The sequence below is a fragment of the Pelobium manganitolerans genome, assembly GCF_003609575.1.
GTDB lineage: Bacteria > Bacteroidota > Bacteroidia > Sphingobacteriales > Sphingobacteriaceae > Pseudopedobacter > Pseudopedobacter manganitolerans.
Genome location: NZ_MBTA01000023.1, coordinates 1 through 15,515 on the forward strand (window position 1 = coordinate 1; position 15,515 = coordinate 15,515).

At 40.9% G+C, this 15,515-nt stretch carries 15 protein-coding genes; 5 read left to right on the forward strand and 10 right to left on the reverse strand.

Annotated features, from left to right (window positions below; genetic code table 11):
• Window positions 1-163: 163 nt before the first annotated feature.
• The 3 genes from BCY91_RS08565 to BCY91_RS08575 all read left to right on the forward strand — a co-directional run bounded on the left by BCY91_RS08565 (window position 164) and on the right by BCY91_RS08575 (window position 4,833).
• On the forward strand, window positions 164-757 hold the full coding sequence (locus BCY91_RS08565) for a fasciclin domain-containing protein (RefSeq protein ID WP_120181550.1): 594 nt from the start codon (window positions 164-166) through the stop codon (window positions 755-757).
• 183 nt (window positions 758-940) lie between these two features.
• A complete protein-coding gene (gyrA, locus tag BCY91_RS08570; RefSeq protein WP_120181551.1) occupies window positions 941-3,550 on the forward strand; it encodes a DNA gyrase subunit A in 2,610 nt (869 codons plus the stop codon).
• A 104-nt stretch (window positions 3,551-3,654) separates the two neighbouring features.
• Window positions 3,655-4,833 (forward strand): tetratricopeptide repeat protein, encoded by a 1,179-nt coding sequence (locus BCY91_RS08575; protein ID WP_182995341.1) that lies wholly within the window; start codon window positions 3,655-3,657, stop codon window positions 4,831-4,833.
• A 359-nt stretch (window positions 4,834-5,192) separates the two neighbouring features.
• On the opposite strand, the gene BCY91_RS08580 is transcribed toward BCY91_RS08575, so the two are convergent.
• Genes BCY91_RS08580 through BCY91_RS08600 form a run of 5 tightly spaced genes read right to left on the reverse strand, consistent with a single transcriptional unit; the run spans window position 5,193 to window position 8,717 of the window.
• Entirely contained in the window at window positions 5,193-6,164 is a 972-nt protein-coding gene (locus BCY91_RS08580; protein ID WP_120181552.1) for a YihY/virulence factor BrkB family protein, read from the reverse strand.
• A gap of 9 nt (window positions 6,165-6,173) precedes the next feature.
• Window positions 6,174-6,581 (reverse strand): acyl-CoA thioesterase, encoded by a 408-nt coding sequence (locus tag BCY91_RS08585; RefSeq protein WP_120181553.1) that lies wholly within the window; start codon window positions 6,579-6,581, stop codon window positions 6,174-6,176.
• A gap of 2 nt (window positions 6,582-6,583) precedes the next feature.
• On the reverse strand, window positions 6,584-7,630 hold the full coding sequence (gene mltG / locus BCY91_RS08590; RefSeq protein ID WP_120181554.1) for an endolytic transglycosylase MltG: 1,047 nt from the start codon (window positions 7,628-7,630) through the stop codon (window positions 6,584-6,586).
• 5 nt (window positions 7,631-7,635) lie between these two features.
• Entirely contained in the window at window positions 7,636-7,947 is a 312-nt protein-coding gene (locus tag BCY91_RS08595) for a rhodanese-like domain-containing protein (RefSeq protein ID WP_120181555.1), read from the reverse strand.
• A gap of 2 nt (window positions 7,948-7,949) precedes the next feature.
• On the reverse strand, window positions 7,950-8,717 hold the full coding sequence (locus BCY91_RS08600; RefSeq protein ID WP_120181556.1) for a PASTA domain-containing protein: 768 nt from the start codon (window positions 8,715-8,717) through the stop codon (window positions 7,950-7,952).
• Between the two features lie 248 nt (window positions 8,718-8,965).
• Here BCY91_RS08600 and BCY91_RS08605 point away from each other — a divergent pair, with 248 nt between their 5' ends.
• A complete protein-coding gene (locus tag BCY91_RS08605; RefSeq protein ID WP_120181557.1) occupies window positions 8,966-9,955 on the forward strand; it encodes a D-alanine--D-alanine ligase in 990 nt (329 codons plus the stop codon).
• Between the two features lie 124 nt (window positions 9,956-10,079).
• On the opposite strand, the gene purU is transcribed toward BCY91_RS08605, so the two are convergent.
• From purU to pfkA, 5 genes are all read right to left on the reverse strand, one after another.
• Entirely contained in the window at window positions 10,080-10,907 is an 828-nt protein-coding gene (gene purU, locus BCY91_RS08610) for a formyltetrahydrofolate deformylase (protein ID WP_120181558.1), read from the reverse strand.
• Window positions 10,908-11,097: 190 nt separating this feature from the next.
• A complete protein-coding gene (locus BCY91_RS08615; RefSeq protein ID WP_120181559.1) occupies window positions 11,098-11,529 on the reverse strand; it encodes a hypothetical protein in 432 nt (143 codons plus the stop codon).
• A gap of 130 nt (window positions 11,530-11,659) precedes the next feature.
• Window positions 11,660-12,655, reverse strand: a complete 996-nt coding sequence (gap, locus tag BCY91_RS08620; protein WP_120181560.1) for a type I glyceraldehyde-3-phosphate dehydrogenase — start codon at window positions 12,653-12,655, stop codon at window positions 11,660-11,662.
• 4 nt (window positions 12,656-12,659) lie between these two features.
• Window positions 12,660-13,508, reverse strand: a complete 849-nt coding sequence (locus BCY91_RS08625) for a hypothetical protein (RefSeq protein ID WP_120181561.1) — start codon at window positions 13,506-13,508, stop codon at window positions 12,660-12,662.
• Between the two features lie 3 nt (window positions 13,509-13,511).
• On the reverse strand, window positions 13,512-14,492 hold the full coding sequence (pfkA, locus tag BCY91_RS08630; protein ID WP_120181562.1) for a 6-phosphofructokinase: 981 nt from the start codon (window positions 14,490-14,492) through the stop codon (window positions 13,512-13,514).
• A 122-nt stretch (window positions 14,493-14,614) separates the two neighbouring features.
• On the opposite strand from pfkA, the gene BCY91_RS08635 reads away from it, so the two are divergent.
• The gene (locus tag BCY91_RS08635; RefSeq protein ID WP_120181563.1) at window positions 14,615-15,310 is read left to right on the forward strand and encodes an NUDIX hydrolase; all 696 of its coding nucleotides are present in this window, start codon (window positions 14,615-14,617) and stop codon (window positions 15,308-15,310) included.
• Window positions 15,311-15,515: the final 205 nt, after the last annotated feature.

The following is a 15,515-nucleotide window of genomic DNA, read 5'->3' on the forward strand; positions in this document are numbered from 1 at the left end:
GCTAATTATTTAATGTCACAAAGCCACAAAAAAAACCTTAGCGCCTTCGTGGCTAAATTATTTGTACGCCATCCTTAAATTTTGGAAGCGTTATTGCAGAGTTTTGCTTAATCGTTGAAAAATTGATGCTAAACACCCAGGCATCAATACAAAAGATATAGCCATGAAAACAACCAATAAAACGCTTTCTTTAGTTGCGCTAGCCATCAGTATTTGGTGTTTAGCTTGCAACAATTCTTCAACCAATAACAGCGCGAGCAGTGCCGTTGATGCTCCAACATCAGACAGCGCCAACTACGTATCTACCGCAGACAGTGGAGTAATGGTGGGCGCAGCCATGATGGTGCCTCAAAAAACTATCGTTCAAAACTTGGTAGGTTCCAGTGCGCACAGCGTTTTGTTAACGGCCATCAAAAAAGCAAACCTCGAAGAAACTTTAGCGGGCAAAGGGCCTTTCACCATTTTTGCGCCCTCAAATACAGCTTTTAACAATTTGCCCAATGGGAAATTGGAAGACTTACTGAAGCCAGAAAACAAAAGCGAACTTAGTAAATTGTTAACCAACCATATCGTGTCCGGAAATTATAAAACCGCTGATTTAAAAGACGGGATGGAACTGCAGTCTTTAGCTGGCAATATCCTCAAAGTATCAGTAAAAGATGGATTAGTTAAAGTCAACAACGTAAAAATCTCCCTGGCCGATGCCATCTCTAACAATGGCGTAATCCACGTAGTAGATGCTTTGCTGCAACCCTAAAAGCGTTGTAGTTCTTTTCTCTATTTAAACGCCCGAAGTCCATTTAAATAATCGCCATATTTGTTTAAATAGTTGCCTTATTGCGCGCCAAAAATCTTTCCACACGCTAGGCTATTAGCGCTAAATTGTTAACTTCGCAAAAGCATTTTTTAATTGTTTCTAATTTAGATTTTAAAAGATAATATGGCCGAAGAAACAGATCAGAACGAGGGCTTAGAGAACGACAAGATCATTAAAATAAATATTGAAGAGGAAATGAAATCCGCCTACATCGATTACTCGATGTCGGTAATTGTTTCCCGGGCTTTGCCAGATGTGAGAGACGGTTTAAAACCGGTTCACCGCCGTGTACTTTACGGTATGCAAGATTTAGGCTTGGCCAGCAACAAACCCTATAAAAAGTCGGCCCGTATTGTGGGTGAGGTTTTAGGTAAATATCACCCGCATGGTGATGCTTCTGTTTACGATACCATGGTGCGTATGGCGCAACCTTGGTCCTTACGCTACCCTTTGGTGGATGGGCAAGGTAACTTTGGTTCTATAGACGGCGACTCGCCGGCGGCCATGCGTTATACCGAGGCACGTTTTAAAAAAATGGCCGAAGAGATGTTGGCCGATATTAATAAAGACACCATTGATTACCGTTTAAATTTCGATGATTCTTTGCAGGAACCAACCGTTTTACCTTCCAAATTTCCTAACCTCTTGGTTAACGGAGGCTCGGGTATTGCGGTAGGTATGGCTACCAACATGGCTCCTCACAATTTAACCGAGGTGATTGACGGCATAAACGCCTACATCGACAATAACGAAATTGAAGTTCCGGAGCTGATGCAGTACGTGAAAGCGCCAGATTTCCCGACCGGAGGTGTCATTTACGGCTTTGAAGGCGTTAAAGATGCTTTTGAAACCGGCCGTGGCCGTGTAGTGATGCGCGGTGTTGCCGAAATTGAAACGCTAAATAACGGGCGCGAGCAAATCATCGTTTCCGAAATTCCGTATCAGGTAAACAAGGCGATGATGATTGAGCGCACCGCCGAGCTGGTTAACGAAAAGAAAATCGAAGGCATTTCTGAGATACGCGATGAATCTGACCGTGAAGGGATGCGCATTGTGTACGAAATTAAGCGCGACGGCAATGCTGCCATCGTACTCAACAACCTTTACAAATACACGGCTTTACAAACTTCTTTCAGCGTAAACAACATTGCATTGGTAAAAGGCCGTCCAATGTTGCTGAATTTGAAAGATTTGATCCGTCACTTTGTGGACCACCGTCACGAGGTAGTGATCAGGAGAACACAGTTTGAACTGGCAGAAGCCGAAAAGCGAGCGCATATTTTACAAGGATTGCTGATTGCTTTAGATCATTTAGATGAAGTAATTAAGCTTATCCGTGCATCGCAAACGCCAGACGAAGCCCGCGAAGGCTTAATGCAAAGCTTCGGCTTGTCCGACATTCAGGCGCGCGCAATTTTGGATATGACCCTGCGCCGTTTAACCGGACTAGAGCGCGATAAGATTAAAGAAGAATATGCCGAGTTGATGAAAACCATCGATTACTTAAAATCAGTTTTGGCTGATGAAGGTTTGAGGATGCAGATTATCAAAGACGAGCTTACCGAGATGAAAGATAAGTATGGCGACGAGCGCCGTACGCAAATTGTACACTCGGCCGCGGAGATGATGACCGAAGATTTCATCGAAGATGAAGAAGTGGTGATTACTGTTTCGCGCGAAGGCTATATCAAACGTACTCCTTTAACAGAATACCGCACGCAAGGCCGCGGAGGTAAAGGCAGCATCGGTTCCAACTCGCGTGATAACGACTTTATCGAATACATATTTGTAGCTTCTAACCATAATTACCTGCTGTTCTTTACAGATAAAGGAAAATGTTATTGGTTACGTGTATTCGAAATTCCGGAAGGTACACGCACCAGCAAAGGCCGCGCTATCCAAAACATCATCAACATTGATAAAGAAGAGCGCATAAGAGCTTATATTAAAGTGGTGAATTTGAAAGATCAGGAATACCTGGAAAATAACTTCATAATGATGTGTACCAAGAAAGGCACCATCAAAAAAACCACTTTACAGGCTTATAGCCGTCCGCGTTCTAACGGTATCAATGCCATTAATATCAACGAGGACGATGAATTGCTGGAAGCCAACCTAACAACCGGCTCATCAGAAATTGTGATGGCTTTGCGCTCGGGCCGTGCTATCCGTTTTAACGAATCAACCGTAAGGCCAATGGGGCGTACCGCAACCGGCGTTCGCGGCATCCGCTTAGCTAATGAGCAAGACGAAGTTGTGGGTATGATCAGTGTCGACTCTTCTGAGAGTACTATTTTGGTAGTTTCAGAAAAAGGCTACGGCAAACGTACAGATATTGAAGATTACCGCGTAACCAACCGTGGCGGTAAAGGGGTGAAAACCATCAACGTAACCGAAAAAACGGGGCAATTAGTAGCCATTAAAGACGTTACAGATACAGATGATTTGATGATCATTAATCGCTCGGGCATTGTGATCCGTATTGCCATGAAACACTTGCGTGTGATGGGCCGTGCTACTCAGGGCGTGCGTTTAATTACTTTGAAAGGCGAAGATGAAATTGCATCGGTGGCAAAAGTACAGCACGATGAAGAGGAAGAAACCATAGCTGTGGAAATTGATGAAACAGATGTTGCTTTAGCTGATGGCGCAGAGGAGGCAGAAGAAGAGGATGATGATGTGCCTGCGGACGATGATGCAACAGATGCGCCAGAACAAGATGAAGAAGAATAGTATTTAACAACAAAAAATCACACATACACAAACAAATGAAACCATCATGTGTTGAGCGCTTAGCAGGCCATGGTTGCTTCATCATTAAACACAAAACAATTAACATGAAAAAGACCATCTTAAGCTTGATGATGCTGGCTTTCTTTTTCGCTTCATACGCACAAAAAAGCGAAATCAGCTCGGCAAAGAACAACTATGCGCTTTACGAAGTAGGCCTGCAAACCAAAACTCCGATGAAAAAACAGTTGGAGTCTTTAAATTTGGCCAAAGAATCTACAGACAAAGCTATTACCAATGCTAAAACGCAAAACAATGCCGAGCTTTGGGCTTACCGAGCTTTAATTTACGCTTCTATTTCTGTTACGGATACCGTAAATAAGGCCAATGCGAATGCAGCTTTTGAAACAGCCAAAGAAGCTATCACAAAGGCCAAAGAACTGGATTCTAAAAACGAATACAGCAAAATAATTGAAAGCGCCGAGAAAAATTTGGCCATTATGATGCAAAACAAAGGGGTGGCAGCTTTTAATAAAAAAGACTACAAAGAAGCATATAACTCTTTTAAATTTATTGCAGATGTAATGCCTAAAGATTCGTTGTTTAACATGTACACAGCAATGGCGGCAAACAGCGCACAAATGTATGATGAGGCCATCAAATATTACAATAAAAGCTTAGAGATTAACCCAAATAATGCAGGTTTGTTTCAGGAACTAGAGCGTGTTTACATGGCAAAAGGCGATACTGCAATGGCTTTAAAAGTGATTGAGCAGGGCAGGGCAAAACACCCAGATAACATGAGCTTGATTTTTGATGAGCTAAATGTTTATTTAAACAGAGGTGAAGCCGCTAAACAGATTACTAAAATTGAAAACGCTATTGCTAAAGATCCAAGCAACAAAACTTTACACTTTGTAGCTGGTATTGCTTACTCGGCCAATAAAGACAATGATAAAGCGGTTGAGGCTTACAAAAAAGCTTTAGAAATTGATCCGAGCTATTCTGATGCCATTTACAATTTGGCGGTAATTTACATAAATAAAGGTAACGCTTATATCACTGAGGCTAATAAATTGCCTACTACAAAAGCAAATGATGCCAAATACAATGCTTTGAAAAAGAAGTTTGAAGTAGAGTTAGGCAATGCTTTGCCTTTGTTGGAAAGAGCCAGAGAGCTAAACCCGAAAGACGTAAGCACTTTGAACACGCTACGCGAGGTTTACATCAAATTAAACAAGATGGATAAAGCAGCGGAAGTTAAAAAGACGCTGGACCAAATGTAAGATTTGATTTGTTAGATAATTGAAGCCGGCGTTGAAAAATGCCGGCTTTTTCGTTTTGTGTGGGTTGTGCAAATCTTATGATAAAATTGAGGGCGCGGTCAAACTTCGGGAGTTTTGATAGAAGTTGTTATTCAATAGAACGGGGTTTGTTATTCAATCGCGCCGGGGGCTATAGACCGATGTATAAAAGATAATAAAAGCAATCTGTTTTTGAATTATTCAATAGCGTCGGGGGCTTTAGCCCGATGTAATGATGTTAGGAAAGGCTTTAGCCGAATTTTTAGCTGTAGACGACGATGCCGAGAGAAATGACGCGTGTTGCAAACTTCCCAAGTTTTAATGTTTCTATCGCACACAAGCTAAGCCTCAGCGTTTCGGAAGGTGTTTTTCTTAGGTGCTTTTACCAGTTTTATACTCCGCTTAGATAAATCTAAACTCGCGTTCAGCTCAAACCCTATTAATAATATTAATGAATTTAAGTACAGCCAAATCATCACCACCAATAGCGTCCCGATAGAGCCGTAAAGCTTATTATAGCTTCCAAAATTGTTAATGTAAAATGTAAATCCCCACGAAGTAAGAACCGCCAAAATGGTAGCCAAGCAAGAGCCCGCGCTAAACAGGTGCCATTTCTTGGAGTTGGCAGGGCCGTAACGGTACAGCAGTGAGGTAGTGATAAAATAAACGATGATAATGATGACCCACCGGCTAATCATGATTAAATAAATCCAGAAAGCACCTTCTTTTAAATGCAACTCATTACGAATAAAAGTAATGACAAACTCGCCAATTACCATTACCGCTACGCCTAAAATAATGGAAAATGCCGTTAACAAGGTAAGCGTTAAAGCCACAAAGCGCTGCTTAATCCAAGTGCGGGTTTCAATAATTAAAGACGATTTGTTAAAAGCTTGCATTAAAGTACTGATGCCATTTGTAGCAAAAAACAAAGCCAGCACAAATCCTAAAGAAAGCAATTTGCCGTTTTGGTTTTTTACAATATCCTCCAAGGTAGATTCAAAAGCCAAATAAGCGTTTTCGGGTAATAGCAGTGCAATAAGCGCCATCAGCTGGTTTTGAAAATTGCTAATAGGAATATAAGGGATAAGCGTAAACAAAAAGATGATGGAAGGAAAAAGGGCCATCATAAAATTGTAGGCCAGCGAAGAAGCTTTGTTAACTAAAGAGTCTTTCTGTATCTCCTGAAAAAAAAAGACTGCAACGGTATATAAAGGCAAAGAGCCAAAGCCCGGTAACACGATAACCTTCGTCCATCCAATAAAAGTTTGGTAAAACTTAAATTTTAGAAGAAACTGGTGTAGCCACTGCATCTATCTAATTTAGGAAAAATAAATTCCAATCTTTTCCCTAAAGTTCTTTGGTGGCAAGCAAGGCTTGTTTTTTTGGATGTTTACAAACACCAAAGTGGTTTCGCCAAGGTTGATGAGTACACCGTCTTGGTTAAACAGTTCATAGGTGAAAACAATACGGACGCCCGGTTTTTCGGAAATTACAACCTTTACGGTAATCTCATCATCGTAAAGGGCAGGTTTAATGTATTTGCATTTCAGTTCCAAAACGGGCATCATTACGCCGTCTTCTTCCATAGAGCGGTAGGTCATGCCTAGGCTACGCAACATCTCGGTACGTGCAACTTCATACACCGCGGCGTAATTGCCATAGTACATATAGCCCATTTGGTCGGTATCGGCGTAGCGCACTCTAATTTTTGTTTCAAAACTAAACATGCTTATTTTTTTATGTTGCGTTGGTTTAATGCCTGTTGAAATTTTTTGGCATTTACCAAATGCTCTTTCAATGTTGAAGCAAAGTTGTGGTAACCCGAAAAATCTTCTTTAGCGCACATGTAGATGTAATCGTTGGCTTTTGGGTTCAGCACGGCATCTATCGCTTTGATAGAAGGCATGGTAATTGGACCCGGAGGCAAACCTTTATTGAGGTAAGTGTTGTATGGCGATTGTTTGCTTAAATGGCGGTTTAGTACCCTTCGGATGTTAAAGTCGTTATTAGCAAAAATTACGGTAGGGTCTGCTTCCAGTTTCATGCCTTTCTTTAGTCTGTTCAGATACAAACCGGCAATAGTTGGCATTTCTTCGTCTATCAAAGCTTCGCTATCTACAATTGAGGCTAAAATAGTTACCTGTTGAGGTGTAAGGTTTAAAGCACCGGCTTTTTGCAAACGGTCCGCATTCCAAAAAGTGGTGTACTCTTTATTCATCCGCTCAAAAAACTCTTTGGCACTGGTGTTCCAGTACATTTCGTAAGAGTTTGGGATAAACATGGTGTAAACGTTTTCGGTGGTAAAACCGTAGCTTTTTACAAATGCTGTAGAATCCAACAAACGGGCAAAGCTAGCCGAATCGAACTCCAATTTTTTGGAAGCCAAGGCCGCAAAATTACTTTTTAGGCGCACATTGCGAAAAGCCAATTGCACAGGTTCTTGGTTGCCCGCAATTAGCATGTTTAAAATCTCACGGTTGTTCATCCCTTTTTTAAAAGGATACTTTCCGGCCTTTATTTTCTCACTATACTCGCGGTCGTTCGCCAAATCGTAAAAGGTGCTGCTGTCAATTAACAAATGGTTTTTAGAGACAGAATCTTGCACTTGTTTAAAAGAAGCACCCGTAGGAATGTACAGGTAGGTTTTCTCATTTACAGCGGTGTTAGATTTAATGTATTTACGATAGGCTTTCGGAATAGTCAAAAGTCCCGTGATAACTAAAATAGCCAGTAATATTAGCGCGACAGACGTTCCGGTATTTATTTTTTTAGCCATAGGTATTATTTGCTGGTTAATCTTTGGAATTTTAGCAGACCGCCGTTTAGGTTACGTACGTTAGGGTAGCCCGCAGCGGTTAAAATTTGCTTTGCTGTTTTACTTCTAAGGCCTCTTTGGCAGATGACAATGATGGTATCTTCGGCAGAAAAATCTAATTCTTCTTCGTTAATTAGTACCGGTAGCTTGCCTAAAGGTACGTTTAAACCGCCAACGTTGAAGGTATGGTATTCCAATTCTTCGCGCACGTCTAAAAGTTTTATGGTTGCAGGTTTGTTTAACAAAGCCGCAAATTCTTCTGCCTCTATATCCTGCATCGTTAATCGTTAGATAAAACCAGGTTAATTTTTGTGCCAATATTGACTTTATTTAACGAATCTGGGCGATACTCTGGATACTGTTTTTTAATAACAGCGTTGGCAGTATCTTGTACAAAGCCTTCATAAGTAAGCTCGCCCACGCCTAAGGATGCGCCTTTTAAAGAAAACATAGCTTCGCTAAGCGTTAAACCTACTAAATTTGGTAACTCTACTTCGCTGGCGCCTTGGCCATCGCCAAGTACCAAATCAATTCTCGAGCCTTTCGGGATTTTTTGTCCGGCCTGTAATTTTTGCCCGGCATAAGAACAAGCTAACACGGCATCCCTAGCGATGTCTGAGGTGTAAGAGGTATCGCCCAGTTTTAAACCATAATTGCTTAAAATGGCTTTAACTTCGATAAATGTTTTATCAACTACATCCGGAAAACTGACATCCGGAGTTTGTGAACTTACGATGGTCAAATAAATCATCCGGTTTTCTTTGACGTTGGTACTTGCATCCGGATCTTGTTCGGTAACTAAGCCCGCAGGTTTATCTAAGATAAAAACCGAGTCTATTTGATATCTAAACCCTTCTTGTTCTAAAATCGCAATGGCTTTTTCGATATTTAAACCTTTTAAGTTGGGTACCGGGCGGCCTTCGCCATGCCGGGTGTAATATCTTAAGCTGATAAATAAGGTGAATAAAAGCACAACCACCACAGCAAAAGCAATAATTACCTGTTTCCTGAATTCTGGTGTGGCTAAATAGCTAAAAAATTTACTCATTCACGAATGTGTTTTGTAGCCTCAAACTTAGCCAAAAATATAGAATTTGGCAGAAATTATATTGTTTAATCCACGTAGCATTACAGATAAAATTTATATTTGAAGCGAAGTTTAAGTGTTAGAATGGAAGGCATCAGAATGCCTTAGACTTTATTGGGCTGTGCATAATTTCAGTGGTGGGAAATAGAGAGGTTGGCGAAACAGAGATTACAAAATCTGCCCCAGCATCATAACGAAAATACAGATAAATGAAAAAAAAGGTAGCGCTTTTGGCGGGCGGATACACCGGCGAATCGGTTGTTTCTTTAAACAGTGCAAAGCAGATTGAAGCTTCATTGGATACCGAACGTTACGAGGTATATAAAATCATTGTTACGCCAGAAGAATGGTACTTTACTGATACGCAGAACGAAAAAGTGCCGGTAAACCGCGCCGATTTTAGCTTGGATGTGCAAGGAGAACGCATTAAGTTCGACGTAGTTTTTATCATCATCCATGGTTCGCCGGGCGAGGATGGCAAACTGCAAAGCTATTTTGACTTGTTGAACATCCCTTATACCACTTGCGATGCTACCACATCTGCCCTCACCATGAATAAAGCTTATACCAAAGCAGTGGTCAACGGCATAGATAAGTTGCATATCGCCAATTCTGTACAGCTATTTGAAAACGATGCGGAGCAACTGGAGAAAATTAAAATGAAATTGCAGTTGCCGCTTTTTGTGAAACCGAATAACGGGGGTAGCAGTATCGGAATGTCTAAAGTGAACGCATGGGAAGAGCTTGCCAGCGCTCTAGATAAAGCCTTTGCGGAAGATACACAGATATTGGTGGAAGAATTTATTGAGGGACGAGAGTTTACCGTGGGCATTTATAAGGCTGCAGGCGAGGTCCATGTTTTGCCTATTACAGAGATCAAATCGTCAAAAGAGTTTTTTGATTACGAAGCCAAATATACCAAAGGCGTTACCGAAGAAATTACGCCTGCCCAAATTGATGACGGTTTAGCCGCCAAGGTGGGCAAAATTGCCCAAGAGATATTTGTGAAATTGAATTGTAGGGGAGTAGTTAGAGTAGATTTTATCGTACAAAAAAACACGGAAAACTTTTATTTTATAGAGATAAACACCGTTCCTGGCCAATCCGAGAACAGTTTAATCCCACAACAGGTACGCGCCACCGGTCAAAGTATGAAAAGCTTCTACAGCTTGTTGATAGAAGAGGCGTTGGCAGAGTAGTTGAATTTTGAATGATTGAAGGAGTGAATGATTGAAGGAGTGGATTTTGAATGAGTGAATAGATAACTGCCTAGTCCCCTAACTACCTAACACCTAACAAACTAACCACCTAACAGACGAACCCCTACTCAAACACCACCGTTTTGTTGTCATAAACAAATACGCGGTCTTCAAAAGCCAGTTGCATAGCTTTGGCTAAGGCCGATGTTTCATTTTCGCGCCCGGCACGTACCAAATCTTTTAAGCTGAAACTGTGATTAACCGGCGTGATTTTTTGGGTAATAATAGGTCCCTCATCCAAATCATTAGTTACAAAATGTGCCGTTGCACCGATAATTTTTACCCCTCTTAAATAAGCTTGCTTATAGGGATTGGCGCCTATAAATGCCGGTAAAAATGAGTGATGGATATTGATGATTTTTAACGGAAATTTGCTGATGAAATTTGGTGAAAGTATCCGCATGAATTTGGCTAAAATCACATAATCTGGCTTGTAAGGCGCTATTTCTGCAATAAGTTCTTGCTCAAAATCCTCTTTGCTTTTATCCAAGTGCGAAACCAATTTAAAAGGAATATGGAAACGCTCGCACAAGTTGGCCAAATCGGGGTGGTTGCCTACTACACAGCTTACCTGCGCGCCCAAGGTTTTAAAGTGGTTACGCGTTAAAATATCGCTTAAGCAATGATATTCTTTAGTTACTAAAACCACAATATTTTTCTCGGGCTGTGGGTTTACATTTACAACCGCGTTCGCAGGCAATACCGCTAATAGGTTTTGTTCCATCGCAACTGAATCCGTAATGTTTTCCACCACTAGACGTGCAAAAAACTGGTTGGCTTCTACGTCCACATGCTCGCGCATTGAAACGATGTTACACCCTGCTTTGGCAATTACCGCAGAAATGGTAGCTACAAGCCCCACTTCATCTTTACAATGAATTACAATAACCAATGTTGTGATTTTTTATGACGCCGGCAAAGATAAGTATTTGATGGACTAAGGAGGAAAGATTGGTAAGGAGATTTGAGATGTGAGATATGAGATGTGAGATTTGAGATGGGAAGGCCTTATCGCTTTTGTACATCGTCCATTGACTATGGACCATAGGCTATCGTCCGTAAACCAACCGGCATTTGTCCAATTAAAACTTCCCAACTTCTTCAAAAACAAATTCGGGATTACTGAAATCGATAGGGGCTTCCGGCGCGTAATAAGGAATTTTCATATACACCACGGTTACGCCTTTACCTAATAAAAGTTTGTTATTAGCCATTAACAGTGCAATAGGTTTGGTTTTCTTTAACTGTTTGTTGTACGACGAAACGTAGCTAAAAATCCCTTTTAGTGTGTCGCCGAATATTTTTCCTCGCACTTGGCCCGAGTCTTTTTCTATCCCGCTTTTGTTAATTTCGTAGGTGCCAAAGAAAACATCGCCCATCTTTGTTAAGGCCAAGGTGGCAGTGTCCGTTTTATGCGTGGCCGAATAATGTTTGTCGTAATTACCGGTATGTTTTTCTTTACAAGCGAAGAGGCTAACAGAAATTATAAAGAAAGGGAGAATAGATAGGCGCATAAGTGTTTTTCAAAAGTAGAAAATATGCATTTCGACATCAAAATTTAGAAGTTCGTATTTATCGCTTTTCTGTCAAAAAAAAAGGTTGCTCAGTTTAGTAAGCAACCCTTTTTGGTTATTAGTTTAGTTGTTAAACGGTAGCCATGTGCTGTAACAAATCAATCAATTTGTTTGAGTAACCCCACTCATTGTCGTACCAAGAAACCACTTTCACAAAATTATCGTTGAGTGCGATACCGGCATCGGCATCAAAAATTGAGGTACGCGCATCGCCCAAGAAATCGTTAGAAACAACCGCATCTTCGGTGTAACCTAAAATGCCTTTCAACTCGCCTTCAGAAGCGTCTTTCATTGCTTTTTTGATTTGCTCGTAAGTGGCAGGTTTCTCTAAACGTACGGTTAAGTCAACCACAGAAACGTCTGGAGTAGGCACGCGGAAAGCCATACCGGTTAATTTTCCTTTAATTTCTGGAATTACCAAACCTACTGCTTTTGCTGCCCCGGTTGATGATGGGATGATGTTTTGTGCAGCACCACGTCCGCCTCTCCAATCTTTGGCAGACGGGCCGTCAACTGTTTTTTGAGTTGCAGTTGTAGCGTGTACAGTAGTCATTAAGCCTTCTACAATACCAAAGTTGTCCATTAAAACTTTGGTAATTGGCGCTAAACAGTTGGTGGTACAAGATGCGTTTGAAACGATGTTTTGCGCAGCTGTTAGCTGTTTGTGGTTAACACCCATTACAAAGGTTGGGGTGTCATCTTTTGCAGGCGCGCTCATCACAACCTTTCTTGCACCGGCATCAATGTGTTTTTGAGCCAATTCTTGGGTTAAGAACAAACCAGTTGATTCAATGATATATTCTGCACCAATCTCGTTCCATTTTAGGTTGGCCGGGTCTCTTTCTGCGGTAACACGGATGGTTTTTCCGTTTACTACTAAGTGACCGTCTTTTACTTCAACTGTACCGTCAAAAATACCGTGGGTCGAGTCGTATTTTAACATGTAAGCCATGTAATCTGGTTCAACCAAATCATTAATACCTACAACTTCAATATCACTTCTTTTTAATGCTGCTCTAAAAGCCAATCTTCCGATACGGCCAAAGCCGTTGATTCCAATTTTCATTTTGTTAATTTTTATTTGCGTAATAATTCAATAAATTATAGATCGGCTCTTTAATCACCGAACTAATCTGTATTTGTTTTTCATCGGCAACTTCCCTTAAAAAGTCTTGAAAAAATGCCGCAACCGTTCCTACAAAATAGATAGGATGCTTTGCGCCATAACTTTGATATACCGGTAAAAGGTAAGTGTCCATAAAAAGGCTGAAACCGCTTTTTACCAAATTAATAATAAAAGGCGAGCTGCGGTTTTCTATCAAAAAGCTGGTAAACGAGTTTAAAAACAGGTTTGGGTGCGGCAGTTTATAAATTTTGTCCATCATCAAACGCCTGTCCAAATCGTATTTACGGTCAAAAGCCAATTTAATATCTTCTGGCATATTGCCACTAAGGTAAGCTTTAAGCAAAGTTTTTCCCATCCACGTGGCCGAACCCTCATCTGCTATTGCATAACCTAAGCCAAAGTTGTTTTTTATTATTTTTTTTCCGTCAAAAAACGCTGCGTTAGAGCCACTTCCGATAATGCAAACGATGCCGGGTTTTTCATCGCAACTGGCTTTTGCTGCCGCATCTAAATCATTTTCTACATAAACTTTACTAAACTTAAAAAAGTTGCTCAGGCCGTTTTTGATGATTTCTTTACGTTCTTTAGATGAGGCGCCCGCACCAAAAAAATAAATCTTTTTAATGGCTTCGGCGTTATTGATTAGCTTGGAGTTTTTGTTTAGCAGTTGGTTGATGAATTTTTCATCGTTAAAAAAAGGGTTAATGCCGTTAGTGCGCACTTCTACCACTTCGTTTTTACCGATTAATCTCCAGTTAGAATATCTGGAACCGCTGTAAACAATAGCTATCATCTTTTATGCTAAAATGGTGGACATTTCCAGCAAATCTTCTTCTAATTTAAACTCGTGCCCTTTTAGCGCTTCTTCTATATCCGTTAAAACAATTTTGTTGCCTCTTAAACCCACTGTTTTTCTAGATTCGCCTGCTTGTAAAGCTTTAACGGCTGCAAAGCCCATCCGGCAACCTAAAATACGGTCGAAACTGCTTGGGCTACCACCACGTTGTAAGTGCCCTAGAATAGTAACTTTTGTGTCGTAAAAATTGAAGACTTCTTTAACGCGTTTGGCTACATTAAATGCGCCTCCGCTTTTATCGCCCTCAGACACGATTACAATTGCCGAGTTTTTATTTTTCGCTACTCCGTCATTAAGGGTGGCAATTAGTTCTTCAATGCTGGTATCGCGCTCGGGTAACATAATCGCCTCCGCTCCGGCGGCGATACCTGCGCGCAGGGCAATACATCCTGCATCGCGCCCCATTACTTCAACGAAAAATAAACGCGCATGTGATTCGGCGGTGTCTCTAATTTTATCAATCGCTTCAATAACGGTGTTGGTGGCGGTATCAAATCCTAAGGTATAGTCAGATCCGTAAAGGTCGTTATCTATGGTGCCCGGCACGCCTATAACTTGTAGGTCATATTCGGATGACAGGCGTTCTAACCCCGTAAAGGTACCATCGCCACCAATGGCTACCAGCGCGTCGATATTGTTTTTCTTCAAATTCTCAAACGCCAGTTTACGGCCCTCCACATTTCTAAAATCTGCACATCTAGCCGTTTTTAAAATAGTGCCTCCCAACTGCAAAATATTACTTACCGAGTGGCTGTTCATGTCAACAATATTATTGTCAATCATGCCTTGGTATCCGTGCATAATACCAGCTACTTCATAACCCAGGTGCAAGCCCGTTCTCACAACGGCTCTAATACAAGGGTTCATTCCTGGGGCGTCTCCGCCCGAAGTTAAAACAGCTATTTTTTTAATTTCTGACATATATACTTGTGGCTCGGGATTTGGAGTCACTAATATAAGGTGTATTTTTTACACTAAGCAACTTTTGTCGATTATTTTTTTCAACTTTGCACCACAAAGTATTTAAATTATAGCTTTATAACGTGGAAAATTTACCAGCACATTTTGATTCGGTTTTCACTGTAGATTGCATCATTTTTGGGTTTGATGAAGGTGAGCTTAAGATTCTGCTGATTGAGCGAAACGAAGAGCCATTTAAAGGCTGGTTTGCCTTGCCGGGATATTTTGTAGAACATACAGAAGCCATTGAAAACGCGGCAAAGCGTATTCTGTATGAATCAACCGGGCTTAAGGACATCCACATGGAGCAATTTTACACGTTTGGCGCCTTAGGCAGGCACCCTCACGGCAGGGTGATTACGGTGGCATATTATGCCCTTATCCGTTTAACCGGACAAAAAGAAGTGAAGCCGATTACCAATTTTGCTAAACAGGCAGTTTGGATGAATGTTAAAGATATTCCACAGCTGGCGTTTGACCATAGCCGGATTTTCCGGAAAGGTTTTGAAAAAATCCGCAACAAAATAAGTTACCAGCCCATCGCTTTTGAGCTTTTGCCCGAAAAGTTTACGCTTACCCAATTGCAGAATTTGTATGAAGTTATTTTGAACAAAAAGCTGGACAAACGGAATTTTCGGAAGAAAATGCTTTCATACGATATTTTAAAAGAGTTGGATGAGAAGCAAAAAGGAGTATCGTACCGCGCTGCCAAATTGTACAAATTTGATAAACGTAAATATGCTAAGAATTTCCAGAAAGAACTTTCTTTTGGGAAGTAACTGAGTTGAAGAATATAAAAAACCGTGGCCTTACAAGACCACGGTTTTTTTTTGTTTTAGCGCTAACTTATAGACCAGAGTTCGATTATTTTTTAAAATCAAACCATCAATTATGAGGTCTTTAAAGCTGATTCAATTGCATCGGGCTTTAGCCCGATGAATAAGATTATTAAGAATATGGCTTTAGCCGAAACTTTCTGATCTC

Excerpts from the sequence above, each read along its gene's own strand:
- gap (WP_120181560.1), bottom strand. The coding sequence starts at position 12,655 with ATGAAAATTGGAATCAACGGCTTTGGCCGTATCGGAAGATTGGCTTTT.
- BCY91_RS08615 (WP_120181559.1), bottom strand. The coding sequence starts at position 11,529 with ATGCGCCTATCTATTCTCCCTTTCTTTATAATTTCTGTTAGCCTCTTC.
- BCY91_RS08585 (WP_120181553.1), bottom strand. The coding sequence starts at position 6,581 with ATGTTTAGTTTTGAAACAAAAATTAGAGTGCGCTACGCCGATACCGAC.
- BCY91_RS08595 (WP_120181555.1), bottom strand. The coding sequence starts at position 7,947 with ATGCAGGATATAGAGGCAGAAGAATTTGCGGCTTTGTTAAACAAACCT.
- BCY91_RS08580 (WP_120181552.1), bottom strand. The coding sequence starts at position 6,164 with ATGCAGTGGCTACACCAGTTTCTTCTAAAATTTAAGTTTTACCAAACT.
- pfkA (WP_120181562.1), bottom strand. The coding sequence starts at position 14,492 with ATGTCAGAAATTAAAAAAATAGCTGTTTTAACTTCGGGCGGAGACGCC.
- BCY91_RS08600 (WP_120181556.1), bottom strand. The coding sequence starts at position 8,717 with ATGAGTAAATTTTTTAGCTATTTAGCCACACCAGAATTCAGGAAACAG.
- BCY91_RS08605 (WP_120181557.1), top strand. The coding sequence starts at position 8,966 with ATGAAAAAAAAGGTAGCGCTTTTGGCGGGCGGATACACCGGCGAATCG.
- BCY91_RS08625 (WP_120181561.1), bottom strand. The coding sequence starts at position 13,508 with ATGATAGCTATTGTTTACAGCGGTTCCAGATATTCTAACTGGAGATTA.
- BCY91_RS08575 (WP_182995341.1), top strand. The coding sequence starts at position 3,655 with ATGAAAAAGACCATCTTAAGCTTGATGATGCTGGCTTTCTTTTTCGCT.
- gyrA (WP_120181551.1), top strand. The coding sequence starts at position 941 with ATGGCCGAAGAAACAGATCAGAACGAGGGCTTAGAGAACGACAAGATC.
- mltG (WP_120181554.1), bottom strand. The coding sequence starts at position 7,630 with ATGGCTAAAAAAATAAATACCGGAACGTCTGTCGCGCTAATATTACTG.
- BCY91_RS08565 (WP_120181550.1), top strand. The coding sequence starts at position 164 with ATGAAAACAACCAATAAAACGCTTTCTTTAGTTGCGCTAGCCATCAGT.